Raw genomic sequence first — 19,441 nt, 5'->3', positions numbered from 1 at the left:
TCAACGGCGACGGCGCAACCCCTCAGCAAACTACCCGAGTACGAAGCGCGTCCTCGGGCTAACGCAGCATCAGGAAGAAGGCGCCGCTGCCGCGCTGCAGGTTGAGCAGTAACTCCTTGCTGCCTTTGGCGGCGGCGGCGAGATCATCCAGATTGGTGATCGGGCGGCGGTTCGCCATCACCAGGATGTCCCCCGGGCGCAGTCCCGCAGCCCAGGCATAGGAAGCGCTGTGGATCCGCTCGACGAGTACGCCTGTCGCAGGCGCATCCGGCGGCGTGTTCTCGAGCACGGTTCCAGCGAGTTTGGGGTGAATCTTGTTGCCGTCTTCACGGACGATTTTCGGTGCGGCAATCTCGGCGTTTCTTGTCACCGTGTCGCCCTTGTGGATCACCTCGACCTCGACCTTCTCGCCGACGCGCAGCAATCCGATGGCATTGCGGACGTCCATGCTATTCCTGACTTTGCGGCCGTTGATCGCAAGCACGATATCGCCAGGTTCGAGCTGAGCGCGGGCCGCCGGCGAGCCCGCCTGCACCGAACTGATCACCGCGCCGTGATTCTGCGGCAACGAAAAGGCCTGAGCGAGTTCCGGTGTCAGATCCTGGGCGCTGATGCCAAGTAGACCGCGGCGGATCTCGCCGTGCTCGATCAGTTGGTCCTTGATCTGGGCCGCCATTTTCGACGGGATGGCAAAGCCGATGCCGACGTTCCCGCCGCTCGGCGCGATGATGGCAGTGTTGATGCCGACCAGTTCCCCGTTCAGGTTCACGAGCGCGCCGCCCGAGTTGCCGGGGTTGATCGATGCGTCCGTCTGTATGAAATCCTCGTAACCCTCGATCCCGAGGCCCGATCGACCCAATGCGCTGACGATCCCGGAGGTGACACTCTGACCCAGGCCGAAGGGATTGCCGATGGCCACGACGAAATCCCCGACTTCCAACTTATCCGAATCGGCGATGGGTAGTGCGGTGAGATTCTGCGGCTCGGTCTTGATCACGGCAACATCCGATTCGGGATCGGTGCCGACCAGCGTCGCGTTCAGCTGTCGACCATCGCTGAGCGTGACCGTGATCTCCTGTGCCTTGTCGATCACGTGGTTGTTCGTGAGGATATAACCCCGCGCGGCATCGACGATCACGCCCGATCCGAGGCTGGAGGACTGGCGTTGTTGCGGTGCGTCCGGCATCTGGAAAAAATGCCTGAAAAACGGATCGCGCATGAGGGGGTGCTCTGCCGTTTCAATCCGCGTGCGCGTCGAAATGTTCACGACTGCCGGCGTTGTCTTCCGCAGCATCGGGGCGAGGCTGGGCAGCCGCTGTCCATCGATGCTGTCCGGCCAGGCGCCCAAGGCAGGCGCCATTGGCTGCAATCCGCCCAGGCAGGCCAGTGCGACGACGGGGAGTAAGGGAATCCGAACCTTGCGCATGAACCTCACCTTAAGTGTGCAATCGTTGGCGTTGGGGAGGAGCCGTGGGGCCCCTTGACCATCCTGCCGATATGCTTCGTGCGAACCCGAATTTCAAGGGGGCGAGGGCGTGCAATGGCGCACCGCGGGGCAGGGTGGGGCGTGCAGGTTTCAGCGCAGCATGCCGGCGGGGCTCAGAGGCGATGCTGGTAGGGGTTCAAGCGGAGTGAAGCGACAACTTCTTCCTCCGGGTGCGCCTGCGTTGAGTGGGGCGCGGTGGTTCAAGCGATGGGGGCAGGCGCGTCCGGGAGCGCCTGCCCAGGCGGTCATTTGATCTTGCCTTCCTTGTACATCACATGCTTTCGCACGACCGGATCGAACTTCTTGATTTCCATCTTTTCCGGCATGGTCTTCTTGTTCTTGCTGGTCGTATAGAAATGCCCGGTTCCTGCTGACGAAATAAGCTTGATTTTGTCCCGCATCAGAGTCGCTCCTGATTTCTGGCGATGGGTTTAGACGGTTACGCCGCGTTTCCGCATGTCAGCCAACACAGCTTCGATGCCGTTCTTGTCGATCGTCCGCAGACCCTGGTTGGATACGCGCAGCTTGACCCAACGGTTTTCGCTGGCAACCCAGAAGCGGTGATCATGCACGTTAGGGTTGAAGACCTTCTTGGTCTTGTTGTTAGCATGGGAGACGTTATGGCCTACAATACGGCGTTTACCCGTTACCTGGCACGTTCTGGACATCGTGAGCCTCGAAACCTTGAGTGAGATCAAACTCCGCTTTATATATGAAGCGAGTCGCAGTCGTCAATCCCTGCGGGCCGCGCCACACTGGGGTTCGGAGGGGCCGCGATGAGCCTGAAGCTCGGTATCGTCATGGATCCGATCGGCAAGATCAAGATCGAAAAGGACACCAGTTTCGCGCTGTTGCTCGAAGCGCAGGCGCGTGGTTGGTCGCTCTACTACATGGAGTTGAACGACTTGTTCCTGCGGGATGGCCGCGCCTTTGCTCGCGTTCGCTTGCTCAGCGTAACGCGCAACGAAGACGCGTGGTACCGCTTCCACGGCGAGGAAACACTGCCTCTGGACGCACTCGATGTCGTCCTGATGCGCAAGGATCCGCCCTTCGATCAGGAATATATCTACGCAACCTATCTGCTCGAGTGCGCGGAAAACCACGGCGTTCGTGTCATCAACAGGCCCCGCTCGCTGCGCGACGCCAACGAAAAGCTGTTCACCTCGTGGTTTCCACAATGCTGTGCGCCGACGCTGGTGGCACGGGAAGCGGCACGTTTGCGGGAGTTCCTGCACGAGCAGGGAGAGATCATCCTGAAGCCGTTGGATGGCATGGGTGGTGCCTCGATCTTTCGCGTTGCGCTGGGTGATCCTAATCTGACGGTGATCCTCGAGACCATGACCCGGCACAATACGCGGTTCGTCATGGCGCAGCGTTATCTGCCGGAAATCGTCGACGGCGACAAGCGCATACTCGTCGTCAACGGAGAGGCCGTTCCCTACGCTCTGGCGCGCATTCCCGCGGCGGGTGAGAGCCGTGGCAACCTCGCGGCCGGTGGTCGGGCCGAAGGCCGGCCGCTCACGGAGCGCGATTGCTGGATTGTGGCCCAGGTTGCGCCCGAACTGAAGAAGCGGGGACTGGCCTTCGTCGGGCTGGACGTCATCGGCAATTATCTGACTGAGGTCAATGTCACGAGCCCCACCTGTGTACAGGAGCTTGACCGTCAGTTCGGACTCAATATCAGCGCCCGCTTGATGGACCACGTCGCAGCGACTGTCGCCGAGGCTTCCTGATCCATGAACAGCTGGCCGCAGTCCGGCGATCGTTTGCTGCCCTTTCTGCTGGCAGCGCTGCTGCTGCACGGCGCGGTGCTGTACGCAGTGCGGCTCGATCTGCCGTCGGTCGCGATCAACCGGCCGCCGGCCACCGTGCTCGACATCGCGCTGGAGCTTACGCCGACGCCGGTGGCCGTTGACGCGGCGGGCCAGGTTCCCGCCCAAGCCGAGAGCCGGCCGGGCGCGATCGATGCGCCTGAGGTTAGCTCCAAGGCCGGACCGATCGGGCCACGTGTCGCCGACGGGCCTGCCGCAGTGGTCAGTGCCGGCAGTGCGCGAGCCTCTGCAGCAGACGCGCCGGCGATCGCAACTTCCACTCCGGTGCCGAAGCCTCTGCCGCGGAAGGAGCGAGTGGAACGCGCACCTGCGCGCAGCGTTCAGGCGGCGACGGAGGCGCCCGTCGCGGAGGCGCCGGTTTCGGCCGTGCCATCGGGATCGGACGCTGCTGAGGGGGCGGCGCCGCCTGTCGAGCGGCCTCGGGTGACGTCATCGCTCCTAGACCGGCAGATTAGCGAGTGGACGGCCTCGTACACCGAGACCCGGGCCAGGGAGTCCGCAATGCCGGCTCGGACGGCTTATGTAGCCCAGGTGACGACTCATCGCTATGCCGCGGATGCGTACGAAAGGGCATGGCAGGACAAGGTGGAGCGCATCGGCAACCTGAACTACCCTGAAGAAGCGCGCCGCAAGAACTTGAGCGGAGGTCTGCTGCTGACCGTCGGTGTCAATGCGGACGGCAGTCTAAAAGGCATCAATGTCGTAAAGTCATCCGGGCACGCGGAGCTTGATGAGGCGGCCGTCAGGATCGTTCGCCTCGCGGCGCCGTTCGCGCCGTTTCCCTCGCAGTTAAAAGCGGATTACGATGTGCTCGTAATCACCCGCACTTGGCGCTTCTTTACCGATCACCATCTGTCGACCGCGCCTTGACGCTCGGCAGCACCTTGCCGCTCCGACAAAGAACAGCCATGAACGAGCAAGCCGACAATCTGACCAATCATTTCCTGATCGCCATGCCGGGCCTGGCCGATCCGATTTTCGCCAAGACGGTGACCTACCTCTGCCAGCACAGCGCCGATGGTGCCTTGGGCATCATTGTCAACCGGCCGTCGGAACTCACACTGGGCGAGGTCATGGAGCAGATGAATATCGAAGTGGAGACGGCTTCCGTCGGACAGGCGCAGGTCTACTTCGGTGGGCCGGTCCATCGCGAGCGAGGCTTTGTGCTGCACGAGCCGGGCGAACAATGGGATTCGACGCTGACGGTCTCCGACTCCATCGCGCTGACGACATCCCGGGACATTCTCGAAGCGATCGGGTCCGGTCGCGGCCCCCGCCGTATACTGGTCGCGTTGGGCTATGCCGGGTGGGCGAAGGGCCAGTTGGAACGGGAGATCGGCGAGAACGCCTGGTTGAACGCGCCGGCCGAGGCGCCTATCCTGTTCGATCTCCCGGCCACGCAGCGCTGGAAGGCCGCAGCTGGGCTGATGGGAATCGATATCGGACTGCTGGGCAGTGCGGCGGGCCATGCCTGAAGTACGCCCCGAGAGTATCGCTGGCGTGGTCGTGGGCTTCGACTTCGGAACCAAGCGGATCGGCGTTGCAGTCGGTCAGACCGTGACCCGCTCGGCCGCGGCGTTGTGCACGATTCTGATGGGCCGTAAGCACGAACCTTGGAAGACCATTTCGGAGATCCTGACGACCTGGCAGCCGGCGGCATTCGTCGTGGGCTGGCCCTATGCCCAGCCAGGTGAGGAGAATCCCGTTCAGGTCGCGATCGGACATTTTGCCGCCGGCCTAGCCAGACGGTACCGTTTGCCTGTCTTTGCTTTCGACGAAACACTTTCGACGGCCGATGCACGCACGCGTTACTTTGCCGGAGATCACCACCGATCAGTTCGGTTTGCCGCTCAGAAGGACGAACTGTCCGCGCGACTGATACTGCAATCCTGGCTGGATGAACCGGCAGCCTCGACCCTTGCCGAGACAGTCCCATGAACGTCGTGGAGAGGCGAGACGCCACCGAGGATTTCGACGTGCCGACGCTGATCGATACGCTTGAAGCAAGCCTGCGGCGAGAGATCGAGCGGCGGGGCCTCGTGCATCCGGCGATGGTCGGTATCGAGACAGGCGGGGCCTGGATTGCGGCGGCCCTGCACACCCGCCTGGGTTTGGCGGAGCCGCTCGGCCTGCTGAACATCTCCTTTTATCGCGACGATTTTTCGACGGTTGGAGTCCATCCGCGTGTGGGTCCCAGCCGCTTGCCGTTCAACGTTGAAGGCCGTGACATCCTGCTGATCGACGACGTGCTATTTACCGGACGTACCATCCGCGCTGCGCTCAACGAGATTTTCGACTACGGCCGCCCGGCGCGGGTGGTGCTGGGTATTCTGGTGGAGCGCAGCGGGCGTCAGATTCCGATTCAGGCGGACTGCATTGGCGGGCACGCCTCGGCCGGACAGAATCAACGGATAAAACTGGTCGGGCCCGAGCCGCTGCGGCTGGTTACTCAGCAGGTGTGATGCCGCGTGAAGCACACTCAGATCGGATCCTTGCAACTCGACACCGCCGGTAACCTTCGCCATTTCCTGACCGTCGAAGGCCTGAACGCCGGCCTCCTGAACCGCATCATGGACACCGCGGAGTCTTTTTGCAGTGTCACCGAACAGACGGTCAAGAAAGTGCCTCTGCTGCGCGGCAAGACCGTCGTCAATCTCTTCTTCGAGAACAGCACGCGCACCCGCACGACTTTCGAGTTGGCGGCCCAGCGCCTTTCGGCCGATGTGCTGAACATCAATATCGCGACCTCCGCGACGGCCAAAGGCGAAAGCCTGCTGGACACGATTCGGAACATCGAGGCGATGCAGGTGGACATGTTCGTGGTCCGTCACGCTCACAGCGGGGCTGCTCACTTCATCGCAGAGCATGTCGCGCCGCATGTCAGTGTGATCAATGCCGGCGACGGCCGCCACGCGCACCCGACGCAAGCGATGCTGGATTTGTTCACGATTCGCCGGAGCGGGCGGGACTTTCCCTCGCTGAAAGTCGCGATCGTCGGCGACATCCTCCATTCCCGGGTCGCGCGTTCGGAGATACATGCGCTGCGCCTGCTCGGCGTGCGTGACATCCGGGCGATTGCGCCGAGGACGCTGCTGCCGATGCACGCCGAAGACCTGGGTGTCAGTCTTTGGACGGATCTCGATGCGGGTATCGAGGGTGTGGACGTGGTCGTCATGCTGCGGCTGCAGCGCGAACGGATGAGTGGGGCATTCATCCCGAGCGAGCGGGAGTATTTCGCGCGTTTCGGGTTGACAGAGCGCCGTCTCGCCCTGGCCAGGCCTGACGCGATCGTCATGCATCCCGGGCCGATCAACCGAGGCGTCGAAATCGACTCCAACGTCGCCGATGGACTGCAATCGGTCATTCTGAAGCAGGTTCACTACGGTATACCGATCCGCATGGCCATCATGTCTTTGGCCATGCGCAGTGGCACCGAATTCGATCCCGGAGCAGAGCGTCGGGTATGAGCGCCGAGCGATTATTGATCAGCGGCGGGCGGGTCATCGACCCGGACAGCGGCATCGACCGCGTTGGGCCGGTGTGCAGCGCCGACGGGGTAATCCTGGCGGTAGGCCATCAGCCCGCGGATTTCCAGCCCGACCGTGAATTGCAGGTGCCGGGGCACGTGGTCTGCCCGGGCTTCATCGACTTGTCCGCACGGCTAAGGGAACCCGGGCAGGCACACAAGGGTACGATCGCTAGCGAGGGGGCGGCCGCGCTCGCCGCGGGTTTCACGACGGTTTGCATGCCACCGGACACGGTGCCGGTGATCGATTCCCCTGCTGTCGTCAAGCTGATCCTGGAGCGTGCGCAGCAGGCCGGCCGCATCCGCGTGTTGCCGATCGGTGCCCTGACGAGGGGGCTCAATGGACGCGATCTCAGTGAACTCGGCGCCCTGCAGTCGGCCGGATGCCGGGCTGTCGGCAATGCGGGGGTGCCGCTCGCGAACAATCTGGTTCTGCGCCGTGCGTTCGAGTACGCCGCCAGTTACGATCTGCTGGTGTGCTTGCGTCCGCAGGATGCGGCATTGCGCGACGGCGGTTGCGTTCACGAGGGTGCCGTCGCTATGCGGCTGGGTCTGCCCGGTATACCGGAAGCGGCCGAGACCGTTGCGGTGGCGGAAGCCCTCGTGCTGGCCGAACTCACCGGAGTCCGTTTGCACTTCGGCCAGGTCAGCAGCGCCCGCGCCATTCGCTCGATTACCAGCGCGCAGCAGCGCGGTCTGCCGGTGACGGCGGACACGGCACTGCACCAGCTGCATCTGACCGAGCGGCACGTCGACGGCTTCAACGCGATGTGCCATGTCGATCCGCCCCTCCGGACCGAAGCGGATCGGGCTGCGCTGCGGGCCGCTGTCGCAGCCGGTACTCTTGCGGCGCTGTGCTCGGATCACCAACCGCACGACCCCGATGCGAAACTGCAGGTTTTCCCGGAGACCGAGCCCGGCATGGCGACGCTCGAGTGCATGCTGCCGCTGGGTCTGAGTCTGGTCGCTGCGGGTGTCTTGTCGCTGCCGGAGTTGATTGCCCGGCTGACCGTGGGTCCGGCTCGCATCCTCGGGCTCGGGTCCGGGCGCCTGGCCGTCGGAGCCCCAGCCGACATCTGCATCTTCGACCCCCAACGTTGCTGGAAGGTCGACGCGACCAGTTGGCGGAGCGCGGGACGCAATACCCCGTTTTGGGGTGAGGACATGGTGGGCCGAGTCACGACCATGGTGATCGGCGGCTGCGTCGTCGAGCAGGTTTGATTCAAGCGAGTTTTTCCCTTTCGGGTGCCTGCGCCGTCGCAGGGACGCCCCGACTGATGCCGGTCGGCAGGATGACGATGGCGCATCGTGCGGCACTCACGGCGCGGATCAGGATCGAACGGCCGCCCGCCCGCGGGCGTTGCCTGAACGCCGCGAACTCGCCCAAGTGCGGCGTCATCAGACCAGCATCAACGGCCAGTCCGCACTGTCGGCCATCGCCTCGATCAGCGCCTGCTCGGTGCGCGGGACGACCAGCATGCGGCAACCGCTTTGCCGCAAACGGCGCAACAGGTCAATCGGCTCGAAAGGATGGATCTCGACGATCCGGCTGATAGCAGGCTGCGGCGCTTGCCCTGAAGCCAGGCTGCGCTGCAGTTCCTGGGTCAGTTCAGGCGGCGAGCGCGGCACCGCTACGCACAGGGGCCGCTTCTCGCAGGCAGCCACCTCTGCGGCCACCACTACCGCGGACAGGCTCGCCGCGGTGCCGTCGAAGACCGACCACAGGGCTTCCCGCTGCACCGCGGGGGCGATGGTGCCCGCTCTCCTGGTTACCGACAGGCGTGGTCCGGCCCGCTCCGCAGCCGGGCGATCCCGACGACGACCGATCACGAGCACATCGATGTCGCCAACACAGGCCAGGGCCGTGGGAACGAGGTGCCCCCGGAGCGTGCGGACGCTGCCGCGAATCTTCAGTTGCTCGGCCAGGCGCCCTAATTCCTGCCGGATCTGAGACAGGCCAATGCGCTGAGCGCGCGAGACCCGGAGCGGGTCGAAAGCGCGTTCGGTGCCGAAAAGGCGGTCGACCTCCCGAGTGAACGGCAGTTGGGCGCTGTTGAGTAGGTTCAGCTCCTCGACGAACACGGCGTCGATCTCGGCTCCGCGTCGCGCCGCCAGGACGGCCGCCAGTTCGAGTGAGTCGAGATCTCGGCGACAAACATCGAACGCGACGACGATTCGCAGGCGGGAGGCAGGAGGCTTACTGTTCATTCGAATCGGTCTTGTCTGCCTGCATCCAGCGGCGTTGAATACGTGCGAACTCAAGCAGTTTGGTTTCGATACGGCCGTTGAGGCTGTCGCCGGGAAAGTTCCCGGACGCATCGCGCTCGCCTGCGGAAACGCCCAGCAGCAGTTCCAGCGCCTCGTCGAGTGAATCGACCGCATACACGTGAAAATTACCCCCGCGCACGGCGGCGACCACATCGGCGCGGAGCATCAGGTTCTTGACGTTGGCGCGGGGGATGATAACGCCTTGGTCGCCGGTAAGGCCTCGGGCATGGCAGATATCGAAAAACCCTTCGATCTTCTCGTTCGCACCGCCGATCGGCTGCACTCGTCCGTGCTGGTTGATCGAACCCGTCACGGCGAGATTCTGCCGGATCGGCAACTCGGCGAGCGACGAAAGGATTACGCACAATTCGGCAAGCGATGCGCTGTCACCGTCGACCTTGCCGTACGACTGTTCGAACACCAGGCTGGCCGAGACCGAGAACGCCTGCGCCCGGGCAAACCGGGCGGCGAGCAGATTCGACACGATCATGACGCCTTTGCTGTGAATTGCGCCGCCGAGCTCTGTTTCGCGTTCGATGTCGATGACTTTGCCGCTGCCGGGCCGGGTCGTCGCGGTGATGCGCGACGGCTGACCGAAGGCAAAGTCGCCGAGGCTGATCACCGATAGGCCGTTGATCTGGCCCACCGCCACGTCGCTGGTGTCGATCAGCACAGTGCCGCGCTGGATCGCTTCGTAAAGCCGCTGTCGGATCCGATCCGAGCGCCTGGTCTGCTCGTCGATCGCGGTCTGGATATCCTCCCGCGTGATGACGTTGCGTCGGGCTTCCGTGGCCCAGAAGTCCGCCTCTTTCAGTAGGTCGCCAAGGCGTTGCAGGTGTGTGTTGAGCTTTTCCGCATCCTCCGCCCAGCGTGCGGATTCGTCGATCACGCGGATCACCGCGTCGCGATCGAGCGGATGCAGTCCTTCGCGACGAGAGAGGCTCGCGATCAGGCGGGCGTACATCGCGGTGCTGTCGGGAGTCCGGTCGATGGTCTCCTCGAAATCGGCTGAGACCTTGAACAGGCTCCGAAACTCCGGATCGTAGACGTTCAGCAGGTAGTACAACAGGCGGTCGCCGATCAGCACGACCTTTGTGCGTAGCGGAATCGGTTCTGGTTCGAGCGTGCCGGTACTCATGAGGCCCAGGGTTCGCTCGAGGGCCTCGACCCGAATTTCACCGGCCTGCAGCGTCCGCTTCAGGGTTTCCCAGGCGTAGGGCTGCAGCAGCAATTTTCGGGCGTCCAGCAGCAGATAGCCGCCGTTCGCGCGATGCAGGGCGCCGCCCTTGATCATCGTGAAGTCGGTCAGCAGCGCGCCCATCAGGGCCTGATACTCGATGCGGCCGACCAGATTGCTGTGGGTCGGCAGGTCCTCGAACACAACCGGTGCCGCGGCGGCATCATCATGGGCTACGATCAGGTTTACCTGATAGCGCTGCCCGGGACTCTGCCGCGCACTCTGGCCGAACAGGCCGCCACTGCTACCCTCTGGCTTCGGGAAAAACTCATCGGCGTGATCGACGATGTCCTGCCGGGCTGCGTCGATGAACTGTTTGACCCCGTCCATATGGCCGTAGCGTTCGGCGAGGTCGCTGATCAGGTGATTGACCGCGAAGGTGGCAATCTCCCGGTTTAAGTTCTTCAGCTTCTCTTTGGCTTCCTTGCGCCAAGGCTGGAACTGACGGAGTAGTTTTTGCAGCGCCTGATGAAGTTGTTCGATGGTCTCACGGATGTGCTGCTGGTCGGTCTCGGCGAGCGCATGGTATTGATCCGGGCTCAGGACCTCGTTCTCCGGGTTGATCGGGGCAAAGGCGAACCCGGTTGGTGTTTCGATCAGGGCTACGTGTTGCCGCTTCGCTTCGCGGCGCAGTTCGTTGAGGGCGTTTGTCTCACGTTCCTTGGCCTCTTCTTCGATTTCCTCCGTTCGTGTCCGGTATTCCTCGCCTTCGAATGCCGCCGGGATCGAGATGCTGAGTTCCTCGATCACGTGGGTCATATCCGCCGCGAAGCGCCGGCCGACGCCGGCCGGCAGGCTCAGTACCTTGGGTTTGGAGGGGTCGGTGAAGTTGTTTACGTAACACCAGTCCTCAGGTTTCGGTTGATGTTCGGCCTCGCGTGTGACGATTTCGCGCACCGCGGTCATCTTGCCGGTGCCGGTGGGCCCCAGAGCGAACACGTTGAAGCCCTTACGCGGGATCGAGACGCCGAAACGAATGGCCTTGAGGGCACGTTCCTGGCCGACGACCACGCCGATATCGGCCAGTTCATCGGTCGTCGCGAACGCCAGTTGCGAGGGGTCGCAGGAGTTGAACAACTGGTCCGCGGGCAGGGGGCGGGGACCGAGGGTGGGGATCGTCACGCGAGACTCCCGGGTTGCTCTGGTCGGGTAGGCGCATCATCGGACACTCGGCTGTGTCTTGGCAAATCGGGGCGCCGGCCGCGGGCCGTCGGCTGAACAGCCGGTTGCTGTCGGTGACAACCCGGTCCGGATTGGCGATACTACGCGGCTTTTTGCGGGTCACTTGCTCGATATGTGGTTCAAGAACTTAGCCTTGTTTCGCTTTACCACCCCGTTCACCATGCCGTCCGAGGAACTCGAGGCGCGTTTGGCAGAACGGCGCTTTCGCCCTTGCGGCCGAACGGATCAGATGAGCGCCGGCTGGGTGCCGCCCACCGGCCTGGCCGATGCATCGCTGGCACACGTGATCGCTCCGTTCATGATGGTGACATTGAAGCAGGAAGAGAAGATCCTGCCCTCGGCCGTTGTCAATGAGCAGGTGGCGGAGCGGGTCGCGGAGATCGAGGTTCGGGAAGGGCGAAAGCCGGGCAAGCGGGAACGATCGGAACTGCGCGACCATGTGGTCATGGAACTGATGCCCCGCGCGTTCAGTCATTCCCGTCGTACCCATGCTTATATCGATTCCGAGCGCGGCTGGCTCGTCGTGGACAGCGCGAGCGGTCGGCGGACAGATGACTTGACCAGCCTGCTGCGCTCGACGATCGGTGAATTGCCGATCGCTTTCCCGGCCACCCAGGAACAGCCGCCGCTCGTCATGACGCGCTGGCTGGCGGATGGCGAGGCGCCGGCTGACATCACCATCGAGCAGGAATGTGAGCTGCGCGCCGCCGATGAGGACGGCGGCATCGTGCGCTGTCGGCGTCAGGACCTCGGGGTGCCGGAAATCCAGCAGCATCTGGCCGCGGGAAAGCAGGCCATGCGTCTGGCCCTGCGTTGGCAAGACCGGTTGAGCTTCACGCTGGACGACCGGTTGGTCGTGCGCCGCCTGCGGTTTCTCGAGACCGTTCAGGAACGCGCCGGCGAGATCGAAACCGATGATGCGGTACAGCGCTTCGATGCCGATTTCGCGATCATGAGCCTGGAATTGGCGGAGTTTCTTCCGCGTTTGCTCGAACTTTTCGGCGGAGAACGCCGTCAGAGCGTATAATGATGATTTTTCAGGCTATTAAGGTTGGTGCCACAACACGATGACCAAGTCCCTATTCCAGATCTTGAAGTGGATTGCTATTTCCTTCAATGTCTTAGCGCCAATCGCTGGCAATGCCGAAGTTTATCGGCTCCCGGCTGCCGGCGACGATCTGATCGGCCGTATCAAGTACGCAACGGCCGGTGATGAAGATACGCTGATCGACATTGCGCGGGAAAACAGCCTGGGCCAGGAAGAAATCGTCATGGCCAACCCGACGGTGGATCGCTGGCTGCCCAAAGGTGGCACGAAAGTATTGATTCCCCGGCAATTCATTCTGCCGGATGCCCCTCGCAGCGGGATCGTGTTGAACATCCCGGAAATGCGCCTGTACTACTATCCCGGCGGTTCGGCGCCGGCCGTCACCAAGCCCAAGCCGGCTGCGCCCAAGGCGCAGCCTGTCGCAGCCAGCGGCGGAAGGTATCAGACCCACATCGCGCGCAAGGGTGAATCCAGCCGCGCGGTAGCGAAATCGGCGCCGACGGTCGAGCCGGTCGAGGCGGTTGCAGTCAGCAGCGCGCCGTCGCGCGACGTGATCACCTACCCGGTCAGCATCGGACGCATGGATTGGCGCACGCCACTGGGCGCGACTCAGGTCATCCAAAAGGTCAAGGACCCGTCGTGGCATCCGCCCGAATCAATCAAGAAGGAGCATGCCAAGGACGGTGACATGCTGCCCGACGTCGTACCGCCCGGTCCCAATAACCCGCTCGGGCAGTTCGCGATGAAACTCGGCGTTGCCGGTTACCTCATTCACGGTACCGACGTCGACAAGGCTTACGGGATTGGTATGCGCGTGACCCACGGCTGCATTCGCATGTACCCGGAAGACATCGCGAAGCTGTTCCCTCTGGTCAATGTCGGAACCCCGGTGCGACTGGTGAATCAGCCCGTGAAGCTCGGCTGGATCGGCGACGATTTGTACATGGAGGTGCACCAACCGCTGGACGAGGACCGGATGAGCTACGGCGAACTTCGTGATCTGGCGATGGGGCTGATCGACAAGAAGACCTCAAGTCGGCCGGTATCGATCAACAGTGCGGCGCTGAAGAAGGAACTGGAACATCCGACGGGCGTGCCGGTGCTGATCTCCGGAATCGCATCCGTATCGGATGCGCCCGAACGCGCCACTCCGTCGGCACTCGAGGCCTCGTCCCCCCGTTCGAACCCACCCGCGTATGCGGCGCCGGTGGAGTCTGCTCCCGTATCATCGAGTGAACCGTATCCCGCGGAGGAATCCCTGGCGAGCCCGCCGGAGCCCGCCTACGTGCCGACGGCCCCGGAGCCGGACGATTCCGAAGAGGCTGATGACGCCGGTATCTGATCCAGCAGCCCTTATTCCCGTATAGCGGTCGGGTTAATCGGGGCGGAGCGGCCGGCGGATTGTCGGCCGCCGGCCCCGACCGACCCCCTGATGCGCCGGAGCGTTTGTCGTTCTGCCGCCCGTGCTAAGGCTCTTTGGGCGGAACGTAACCCTCCGGCATGGCGGCGCCACTGCCGAACAAGTACTTGTCGCGTTCCTGGGCGAGGAACGATTTGGCCTGCGCTTCGAAGGGTGTCAAGCGATGTTCATTGATGAGCATCGTCTGCAGACGCAGCCAATCCTGCCAGGCCTGTTTCGAGACATTTTCGAAGATCCGCTGCCCGGCTGCGCCGGGAAACGGTGGTTGCTCCAGTCCTTCCGTTTCGATGCCCAATTTCGCGCACTTGACCATTCTGCTCATGTTCTGGCTGCTCCAAGGTAATTGTTGAATTGATCCAGTAACCGACGCACAGGCGCCGGCAAGCCCAGGTCCGAAGCGTGGTCCGGGGACGTCCAGCACGAATGCGCTTCCGACACTCGATCCGGGGGGCGTGTGGTTTGCATTCGGACCGCGACGAAGTCCAGATGGAAGTGGGTCAGCGTATGCCGCCGTGCCGGCAAGTCGGCCAAGTGCTCGGCCCGAAGGCTGTTCTTGAGCAGCCACGGGGCGATCTGCGTGGTGTCGTCAAACATCGGAAAGCACCAGAGGCCGCCCCAGACCCCGGTGGGTGGCCGGCGTTCCAGGAAGATGTTGCCCGCTCCGTCTTCGAGGATCAGCATCGTGTAGCGCCGCACCGGCACCGTGCGACGCGGTCGCGGGCTCGGCAGCGAACCGACCCGCTGCTCGGAACGGGCGCGACACCCGGGGGACAGGGGGCAGTGATCGCAAGCCGGGCGGCCGCGGGTACAGACCAGCGCCCCGAGATCCATCATGGCCTGATTATAAGCATCAGAGCGGTCGGGTGGTGTAAGCCGGTCGGCGGTCGCCCACAAGGTCGCAGCGACTGAGGCGGTGCCGGGCCAACCTTCGATGCCCCAGTAGCGGCACAACACGCGTTTGACATTGCCGTCGAGGATGGTCGCCCGCATGCCGAAACCCAGGCTGAGAATGGCGCCGGCCGTGGAGCGTCCGATACCGGGCAGGTCAGCCAACTCATCGAGCGTAACCGGCAGGGCTCCTGCGTAGCGTTCGGCGACGATCTCCGCGCAGCGATGCAGGTTGCGTGCGCGGGCATAGTAGCCGAGACCCGACCATAGGGCGAGCACGCGCTCCGCGGGAGCGGATGCCAGCGCAGGAATGTCCGGAAAATTTGCCGTGAAGCGCTCGAAGTAGGGCACAACGGTCGCGACCTGAGTCTGTTGCAGCATGATCTCGGAGATCCAGACTCGATAGGGGTCGCGTGGATTTTGCCAGGGCAGGTTCTTACGACCGTGGATATCAAACCAGGCGAGAACGGAGTGCCTGAATTGTTCGACCGACTCGTGTGTGGGCGTCGGAACCGGAGCTTCCGGATTGATCCGTGGGCCCCTCAAACTCGCCCCCCAGTGCCCTTATCGACGAGCGACAGATCCGCCCAACGCAAAGGGAAGCGTCCGCAGCGGGATTCATTTAGAATTAAGAGACTGCACGGATGGGAAACGTTTTCTGACATGCTCCGGATTTTCAAGCTCAGTTCCCTGACGGTACTCGCCGTCCTAGTCCTGTCGGCCTGTGGCCAGAAGGGCCCACTTTATCTCCCGCGCCCAGGCGAAGACCCCGAGCAGCAGCGCTGACCTCATGGATCATTTTAACTACCGCGACGGCATCCTGCATGCCGAGGCCGTGCCTTTGCCCGAGATCGCCAAGCGTTTCGGCACGCCCGTTTACGTTTACTGTCGGGCGACGTTGGAACGCCATTTTCATGCCTTCGATCGCGTATTCGAAGGCTGGCCGCATCTGGTCTGCTACGCCGTCAAGGCCAACTCGAACCTGGGCGTGCTCGATGTACTGGCCCGACTTGGCTCCGGCTTCGACATCGTTTCGGTTGGGGAATTGGAACGTGTCCTTGCGGCGGGTGGCTCTCCGGAAAAGGTTGTGTTTTCTGGAGTCGGCAAGCGCGAAGACGAGATGCGCAGGGCCCTCGATGTCGGTATCCGTTGCTTCAATGTCGAGGTTGCGGAAGAACTGGACCGTCTGAGCCGCCTGGCGGGAGAGATGGGCGTGGTCGCGCCCGTGTCGATACGGGTCAATCCCGACGTGGATGCCGGCACCCATCCCTATATTTCGACCGGTCTCCGCGAGAATAAGTTTGGGCTCGATATCGACGCGGCGCTGGTGCAATACCTGCGGGCTGCGCGCCTGCCGAACCTCGACATCGTCGGCATCGATTGCCATATCGGCTCGCAGTTGACCAGCGTCGAGCCCTTTCTCGATGCACTGGATCGAATACTCAGGCTCGCGGACCGACTGAGCGATGCGGGTATCCGGATCCGCCATCTGGATCTCGGCGGCGGTCTCGGTATTCGCTATCAGGATGAGATCCCGCCGGAGCCAGCTGACTACGCGGCCGCGGTCATGGATCGGCTGCGCTCGCGTGACTACGAAGTTTTGATCGAGCCGGGGCGGGCGATCGCCGGCAACGCCGGGATCCTGCTGATGCGCGTCGAGTATCTGAAGTCCACGCAGGCCAAGCACTTCGCGATCGTCGATGCGGCGATGAACGACTTGATCCGGCCGGCGCTGTACCAAGCCTGGCAGGAGATCGTGCCGGTCAAGCAGGGCGGCGCCGGGCCCGAGCGGACCTACGACATCGTCGGTCCGGTCTGCGAAACAGGCGATTTCCTGGGCAAGGAGCGGTCGCTCGGGCTCGAAGTCGGCGATCTGCTCGCTGCCCGTTCCGCCGGTGCCTATGGCTTCAGCATGAGCTCGAATTACAATTCTCGTCCCCGTGCGGCCGAGGTGATGGTCGACGGCGCCAAGGTCCATCTGGTACGTCAGCGCGAGGACGTGCCGCAGCTGTTTGCTGGAGAATGCCGGATCGAATGAGACCGACTCGCGTTCCTTTCGTCAAGATGCATGGGCTCGGCAACGATTTTGTCGTGTTCGACGGTGTCCGCCGGAGGCTGGAACTGGATGCCGGGCGCGTGCGTGCGATCGCGGATCGTCATTTTGGTATCGGTTGCGACCAGGTCCTTCTGGTCGAACCCGCGACGAAGCCCGGGGCACACTTTTCCTACCGTATCTTCAATGCCGATGGCGGCGAAGTTGCCCAGTGCGGCAACGGTGCGCGCTGTTTTGCGCGTTTCGTCCGGGAGCAGGGACTGTGCGACGCCGACGATGTCATCGTCGATACTCGTGCCGGTCGCATGGTCCTGCACCTCCAACCGAACGGGGACGTGAAGGTCAACATGGGCGTGCCGCGTCATGCCCCCGAAGAGATTCCTTATCGTGCCGTCGCGGAAGCCCCGCTTTACAGGCTGACGATCGACGGGACGGAGATCGGATTCGGGGCAGTTTCGCTGGGAAACCCGCACGCGGTGATCGTTGTGGATGATGTCGATCTGGCGCCCGTAGCCACGCTTGGCAGGCGCATCGAGTCCGATCCGGCCTTTCCCGAGCGCGTCAATGTCGGATTCCTCGCCCCGGTTGACCGGCAGCAGGGACGTCTGCGGGTCTTCGAGCGGGGATCGGGTGAGACGCTGGCCTGCGGCAGCGGTGCCTGCGCCGCCGTCATCGTCGGGATCGAGCAGGGGTTGTTCGACGATACGGTGCACCTCGATCTGCCCGGAGGGAGGCTGCAGGTTCAGTGGAGCGGTAGAGGACACCCGGCCTTCCTGATCGGGCCAGCCGTCACAGTATTCGAAGGCAGTATCGATTTATGAGTTCAAAGCCAGCCCAACAGTCCGAACAGGGCCTGCGGTCCATCGATGTGGCCGCCTACCTGAGCGCCCACCCTGACTTTTTCCACCAGCATCAGGACCTGCTGGAAGTGATGAACGTCCCGCATCCCTGTGGCGACGCCGTGTCTCTGGTCGCGAAGCAGATCGACGTGCTGCGGGACAAGAACCGGAAGCTTCAGGTTAAGCTGAGCGAGATCGTGCAGAACGCTCGCGACAACGACGCCGTGTTCCGCCGGATACACGAGTTGACGCTCGCCCTGCTCGAAGCGACCAGCGTCGACGATGCGCTCGCCTCTCTGCGCTGGATCCTGCACGAGGCCTTTCAGGCGGATTTCGTGACGCTGCGGGTATTCGACCCGCAGCCTGCGATGGCGCTTTCGGATCTGTACACCTCGCAGGACCGTGCGGAGTTGAGCGCAATCCGCCCGATTCTCGATGCCGGGGTGCCAGTCTGCGGCGTGCCGAGCGCCGACAAGATTCGCTGCCTTTTCGATTCGGATGGCGATGAGGTCCTGTCATATGCGCTGATTCCGTTGCGGCACGCCGGCGTCAAGGGGTTTCTCGCCATCGGGAGCCGTAGCGCACAGCGCTTCCAGACCACGATGGGGAATTTCTTTCTCGCCCAGATCGGTGAGATCGTGGCGGCGCGGCTGGCTGATCTCCTGCGTGCCATCGGCCGAGAGCATGACGGCTGAGTCATTCGCCGGCGTCGCCGAGTTTCTCGAACGTTGCGGACAGCGTGGCTCGGAGCACACTGCGGCCGCCTACCGCCGCGATCTGGCGCAGTTCCGGGCGTTCTGCGCTGACCTGGGGATCACCGGCCTCACCGAAATCCGGCCAGGACACGTCAAGGCCTTCATTGCCGACCGGCATCGAGCGGGCATGGCGACTCGCAGCCTGCATCGTAAGCTCGCCGCAATCCGCAGCTTTTTCGATTTTCTGACCCGCCGCGGTGAGCTCACGCACAATCCCGCGCGAGCGGTCCGCGCCCCGAAGCTTGCCCGGAGTCTGCCGTGCTTGCTCGATGTCGATCAGGTCGGTGGGCTGCTTGCCGCCGAGGCCGACGATGGGCTGGAGGAACGTGATCTCGCGATGTGGGAACTGTTCTACTCTTCGGGCCTGCGGCTCGGCGAGCTAGTCAAGCTGGACGTCAGGGACGTGGACCGGGAACAAGGCTGGGTTTTGGTGCGCGAGGGGAAGGGTCGCAAGTCGCGCTACGTGCCGCTGGGGCGCTATGCCAACGAAGCCCTCGGCCGCTGGCTCGACGTGCGCCCCGGCTTTGCCGTGACCGGAACGGACGCATTGTTCGTCAGCCAAAGAGGCAGCCGGATCGCGGCGCGTACCGTGCAGGTCCGGCTCAAGCGCTGGCAGGCCCTCAAGGGCGGCGATCAGCCGGTACATCCGCACATGCTGCGGCATTCCTTCGCCAGTCACGTGCTGGAGTCCGGCGGGGACCTGCGGGCTGTGCAGGAAATGCTGGGCCATGCCAATCTGAGTACGACCCAGATTTACACTCACCTTGACTTCCAGCGTCTGGCCGCCGTTTACGATCAGGCCCATCCACGCGCTCACAAGGTCCGTGACAAGAAGCGCTGACCGCGGCCGACCTCGTCGCCAACGGATTATGAGCTATAATCGCGCCCACCCCTAAGATACAGGAAC

The 19,441-nt window shown here is 63.3% G+C and carries 22 protein-coding genes; 14 read left to right on the top strand and 8 right to left on the bottom strand.

The window, feature by feature from the left end:
• Positions 1–58: 58 nt before the first annotated feature.
• The 3 genes from ACW73L_RS10685 to rpmB all read right to left on the bottom strand — a co-directional run bounded on the left by ACW73L_RS10685 (position 59) and on the right by rpmB (position 2,154).
• The gene (locus tag ACW73L_RS10685) at positions 59–1,426 is read right to left on the bottom strand and encodes a DegQ family serine endoprotease (protein ID WP_498921888.1); all 1,368 of its coding nucleotides are present in this window, start codon (positions 1,424–1,426) and stop codon (positions 59–61) included.
• Between the two features lie 305 nt (positions 1,427–1,731).
• Entirely contained in the window at positions 1,732–1,887 is a 156-nt protein-coding gene (gene rpmG, locus ACW73L_RS10680) for a 50S ribosomal protein L33 (protein ID WP_139556326.1), read from the bottom strand.
• Positions 1,888–1,917: 30 nt separating this feature from the next.
• Entirely contained in the window at positions 1,918–2,154 is a 237-nt protein-coding gene (gene rpmB / locus ACW73L_RS10675) for a 50S ribosomal protein L28 (protein ID WP_139556327.1), read from the bottom strand.
• A gap of 108 nt (positions 2,155–2,262) precedes the next feature.
• Between rpmB and gshB the strand changes: the two genes are divergently transcribed.
• From gshB to ACW73L_RS10640, 7 genes are read left to right on the top strand one after another with little or no spacing between them, the layout of a single operon-like run.
• Positions 2,263–3,219, top strand: a complete 957-nt coding sequence (gene gshB / locus ACW73L_RS10670; protein ID WP_498921887.1) for a glutathione synthase — start codon at positions 2,263–2,265, stop codon at positions 3,217–3,219.
• Between the two features lie 3 nt (positions 3,220–3,222).
• The gene (locus ACW73L_RS10665) at positions 3,223–4,188 is read left to right on the top strand and encodes an energy transducer TonB (RefSeq protein ID WP_498921886.1); all 966 of its coding nucleotides are present in this window, start codon (positions 3,223–3,225) and stop codon (positions 4,186–4,188) included.
• A gap of 38 nt (positions 4,189–4,226) precedes the next feature.
• Complete coding sequence (locus ACW73L_RS10660; protein WP_498921885.1) at positions 4,227–4,793, top strand: YqgE/AlgH family protein; 567 nt, start codon at positions 4,227–4,229, stop codon at positions 4,791–4,793.
• Positions 4,786–5,256, top strand: a complete 471-nt coding sequence (gene ruvX / locus ACW73L_RS10655; RefSeq protein WP_498921884.1) for a Holliday junction resolvase RuvX — start codon at positions 4,786–4,788, stop codon at positions 5,254–5,256. The genes ACW73L_RS10660 and ruvX overlap by 8 nt, the downstream gene beginning before the upstream one ends.
• Positions 5,253–5,780, top strand: coding sequence for a bifunctional pyr operon transcriptional regulator/uracil phosphoribosyltransferase PyrR (gene pyrR / locus ACW73L_RS10650; protein WP_498921883.1), 528 nt, complete (start codon positions 5,253–5,255; stop codon positions 5,778–5,780). The genes ruvX and pyrR overlap by 4 nt, the downstream gene beginning before the upstream one ends.
• A gap of 6 nt (positions 5,781–5,786) precedes the next feature.
• The gene (locus ACW73L_RS10645) at positions 5,787–6,785 is read left to right on the top strand and encodes an aspartate carbamoyltransferase catalytic subunit (protein ID WP_498921882.1); all 999 of its coding nucleotides are present in this window, start codon (positions 5,787–5,789) and stop codon (positions 6,783–6,785) included.
• Positions 6,782–8,065, top strand: coding sequence for a dihydroorotase (locus tag ACW73L_RS10640; RefSeq protein ID WP_498921881.1), 1,284 nt, complete (start codon positions 6,782–6,784; stop codon positions 8,063–8,065). The genes ACW73L_RS10645 and ACW73L_RS10640 overlap by 4 nt, the downstream gene beginning before the upstream one ends.
• Before the next feature lies 1 nt (position 8,066).
• Here the strand turns inward: ACW73L_RS10640 and ACW73L_RS10635 are convergent, their stop codons facing one another.
• The 3 genes from ACW73L_RS10635 to ACW73L_RS10625 are packed head-to-tail and all read right to left on the bottom strand — an operon-like array spanning position 8,067 to position 11,471.
• A complete protein-coding gene (locus ACW73L_RS10635) occupies positions 8,067–8,243 on the bottom strand; it encodes a hypothetical protein (RefSeq protein ID WP_498921880.1) in 177 nt (58 codons plus the stop codon).
• Positions 8,243–9,052, bottom strand: a complete 810-nt coding sequence (locus tag ACW73L_RS10630) for a hypothetical protein (RefSeq protein ID WP_498921879.1) — start codon at positions 9,050–9,052, stop codon at positions 8,243–8,245. Before ACW73L_RS10630 ends, ACW73L_RS10635 begins: the two co-directional genes overlap by 1 nt.
• Positions 9,042–11,471 (bottom strand): Lon protease family protein, encoded by a 2,430-nt coding sequence (locus tag ACW73L_RS10625; protein WP_498921878.1) that lies wholly within the window; start codon positions 11,469–11,471, stop codon positions 9,042–9,044. The genes ACW73L_RS10630 and ACW73L_RS10625 overlap by 11 nt, the downstream gene beginning before the upstream one ends.
• A gap of 172 nt (positions 11,472–11,643) precedes the next feature.
• Between ACW73L_RS10625 and rdgC the strand changes: the two genes are divergently transcribed.
• Both rdgC and ACW73L_RS10615 read left to right on the top strand, forming a co-directional pair.
• Positions 11,644–12,558, top strand: coding sequence for a recombination-associated protein RdgC (gene rdgC, locus ACW73L_RS10620; protein WP_498921877.1), 915 nt, complete (start codon positions 11,644–11,646; stop codon positions 12,556–12,558).
• 40 nt (positions 12,559–12,598) lie between these two features.
• Positions 12,599–13,921: a L,D-transpeptidase family protein gene (locus ACW73L_RS10615; protein WP_498921876.1), complete on the top strand. Its 1,323-nt coding sequence runs from the start codon at positions 12,599–12,601 to the stop codon at positions 13,919–13,921.
• 124 nt (positions 13,922–14,045) lie between these two features.
• On the opposite strand, the gene ACW73L_RS10610 is transcribed toward ACW73L_RS10615, so the two are convergent.
• Both ACW73L_RS10610 and mutY read right to left on the bottom strand, forming a co-directional pair.
• Positions 14,046–14,321, bottom strand: coding sequence for an oxidative damage protection protein (locus ACW73L_RS10610; RefSeq protein ID WP_498921875.1), 276 nt, complete (start codon positions 14,319–14,321; stop codon positions 14,046–14,048).
• On the bottom strand, positions 14,318–15,433 hold the full coding sequence (gene mutY / locus ACW73L_RS10605) for an A/G-specific adenine glycosylase (protein ID WP_498921874.1): 1,116 nt from the start codon (positions 15,431–15,433) through the stop codon (positions 14,318–14,320). Before mutY ends, ACW73L_RS10610 begins: the two co-directional genes overlap by 4 nt.
• Positions 15,434–15,550: 117 nt before the next feature.
• Here mutY and lptM point away from each other — a divergent pair, with 117 nt between their 5' ends.
• Genes lptM through xerC form a run of 5 tightly spaced genes read left to right on the top strand, consistent with a single transcriptional unit; the run spans position 15,551 to position 19,375 of the window.
• Positions 15,551–15,673, top strand: a complete 123-nt coding sequence (gene lptM / locus ACW73L_RS10600) for an LPS translocon maturation chaperone LptM (RefSeq protein WP_139556337.1) — start codon at positions 15,551–15,553, stop codon at positions 15,671–15,673.
• A gap of 4 nt (positions 15,674–15,677) precedes the next feature.
• Entirely contained in the window at positions 15,678–16,925 is a 1,248-nt protein-coding gene (lysA, locus tag ACW73L_RS10595) for a diaminopimelate decarboxylase (RefSeq protein ID WP_498921873.1), read from the top strand.
• The gene (gene dapF / locus ACW73L_RS10590; protein ID WP_498921872.1) at positions 16,922–17,761 is read left to right on the top strand and encodes a diaminopimelate epimerase; all 840 of its coding nucleotides are present in this window, start codon (positions 16,922–16,924) and stop codon (positions 17,759–17,761) included. The genes lysA and dapF overlap by 4 nt, the downstream gene beginning before the upstream one ends.
• Positions 17,758–18,474, top strand: a complete 717-nt coding sequence (locus ACW73L_RS10585; protein ID WP_498921871.1) for a DUF484 family protein — start codon at positions 17,758–17,760, stop codon at positions 18,472–18,474. Before dapF ends, ACW73L_RS10585 begins: the two co-directional genes overlap by 4 nt.
• Complete coding sequence (gene xerC / locus ACW73L_RS10580) at positions 18,464–19,375, top strand: tyrosine recombinase XerC (protein ID WP_498921870.1); 912 nt, start codon at positions 18,464–18,466, stop codon at positions 19,373–19,375. Before ACW73L_RS10585 ends, xerC begins: the two co-directional genes overlap by 11 nt.
• Positions 19,376–19,441 lie beyond the last annotated feature (66 nt).

The sequence above is a fragment of the Methylolobus aquaticus genome (assembly GCF_054172105.1).
The sequence above is the reverse complement of the archived record's forward strand: the minus strand, read 5'-3'. Positions and strand labels throughout refer to the sequence as shown.

Excerpts from the sequence above, each read along its gene's own strand:
- ACW73L_RS10685 (WP_498921888.1), bottom strand. The coding sequence starts at position 1,426 with ATGCGCAAGGTTCGGATTCCCTTACTCCCCGTCGTCGCACTGGCCTGC.
- rpmG (WP_139556326.1), bottom strand. The coding sequence starts at position 1,887 with ATGCGGGACAAAATCAAGCTTATTTCGTCAGCAGGAACCGGGCATTTC.
- rpmB (WP_139556327.1), bottom strand. The coding sequence starts at position 2,154 with ATGTCCAGAACGTGCCAGGTAACGGGTAAACGCCGTATTGTAGGCCAT.
- gshB (WP_498921887.1), top strand. The coding sequence starts at position 2,263 with ATGAGCCTGAAGCTCGGTATCGTCATGGATCCGATCGGCAAGATCAAG.
- ACW73L_RS10665 (WP_498921886.1), top strand. The coding sequence starts at position 3,223 with ATGAACAGCTGGCCGCAGTCCGGCGATCGTTTGCTGCCCTTTCTGCTG.
- ACW73L_RS10660 (WP_498921885.1), top strand. The coding sequence starts at position 4,227 with ATGAACGAGCAAGCCGACAATCTGACCAATCATTTCCTGATCGCCATG.
- ruvX (WP_498921884.1), top strand. The coding sequence starts at position 4,786 with ATGCCTGAAGTACGCCCCGAGAGTATCGCTGGCGTGGTCGTGGGCTTC.
- pyrR (WP_498921883.1), top strand. The coding sequence starts at position 5,253 with ATGAACGTCGTGGAGAGGCGAGACGCCACCGAGGATTTCGACGTGCCG.
- ACW73L_RS10640 (WP_498921881.1), top strand. The coding sequence starts at position 6,782 with ATGAGCGCCGAGCGATTATTGATCAGCGGCGGGCGGGTCATCGACCCG.
- ACW73L_RS10635 (WP_498921880.1), bottom strand. The coding sequence starts at position 8,243 with ATGACGCCGCACTTGGGCGAGTTCGCGGCGTTCAGGCAACGCCCGCGG.
- ACW73L_RS10630 (WP_498921879.1), bottom strand. The coding sequence starts at position 9,052 with ATGAACAGTAAGCCTCCTGCCTCCCGCCTGCGAATCGTCGTCGCGTTC.
- rdgC (WP_498921877.1), top strand. The coding sequence starts at position 11,644 with ATGTGGTTCAAGAACTTAGCCTTGTTTCGCTTTACCACCCCGTTCACC.
- ACW73L_RS10615 (WP_498921876.1), top strand. The coding sequence starts at position 12,599 with ATGACCAAGTCCCTATTCCAGATCTTGAAGTGGATTGCTATTTCCTTC.
- ACW73L_RS10610 (WP_498921875.1), bottom strand. The coding sequence starts at position 14,321 with ATGAGCAGAATGGTCAAGTGCGCGAAATTGGGCATCGAAACGGAAGGA.
- lptM (WP_139556337.1), top strand. The coding sequence starts at position 15,551 with ATGCTCCGGATTTTCAAGCTCAGTTCCCTGACGGTACTCGCCGTCCTA.
- lysA (WP_498921873.1), top strand. The coding sequence starts at position 15,678 with ATGGATCATTTTAACTACCGCGACGGCATCCTGCATGCCGAGGCCGTG.
- dapF (WP_498921872.1), top strand. The coding sequence starts at position 16,922 with ATGAGACCGACTCGCGTTCCTTTCGTCAAGATGCATGGGCTCGGCAAC.
- ACW73L_RS10585 (WP_498921871.1), top strand. The coding sequence starts at position 17,758 with ATGAGTTCAAAGCCAGCCCAACAGTCCGAACAGGGCCTGCGGTCCATC.
- xerC (WP_498921870.1), top strand. The coding sequence starts at position 18,464 with ATGACGGCTGAGTCATTCGCCGGCGTCGCCGAGTTTCTCGAACGTTGC.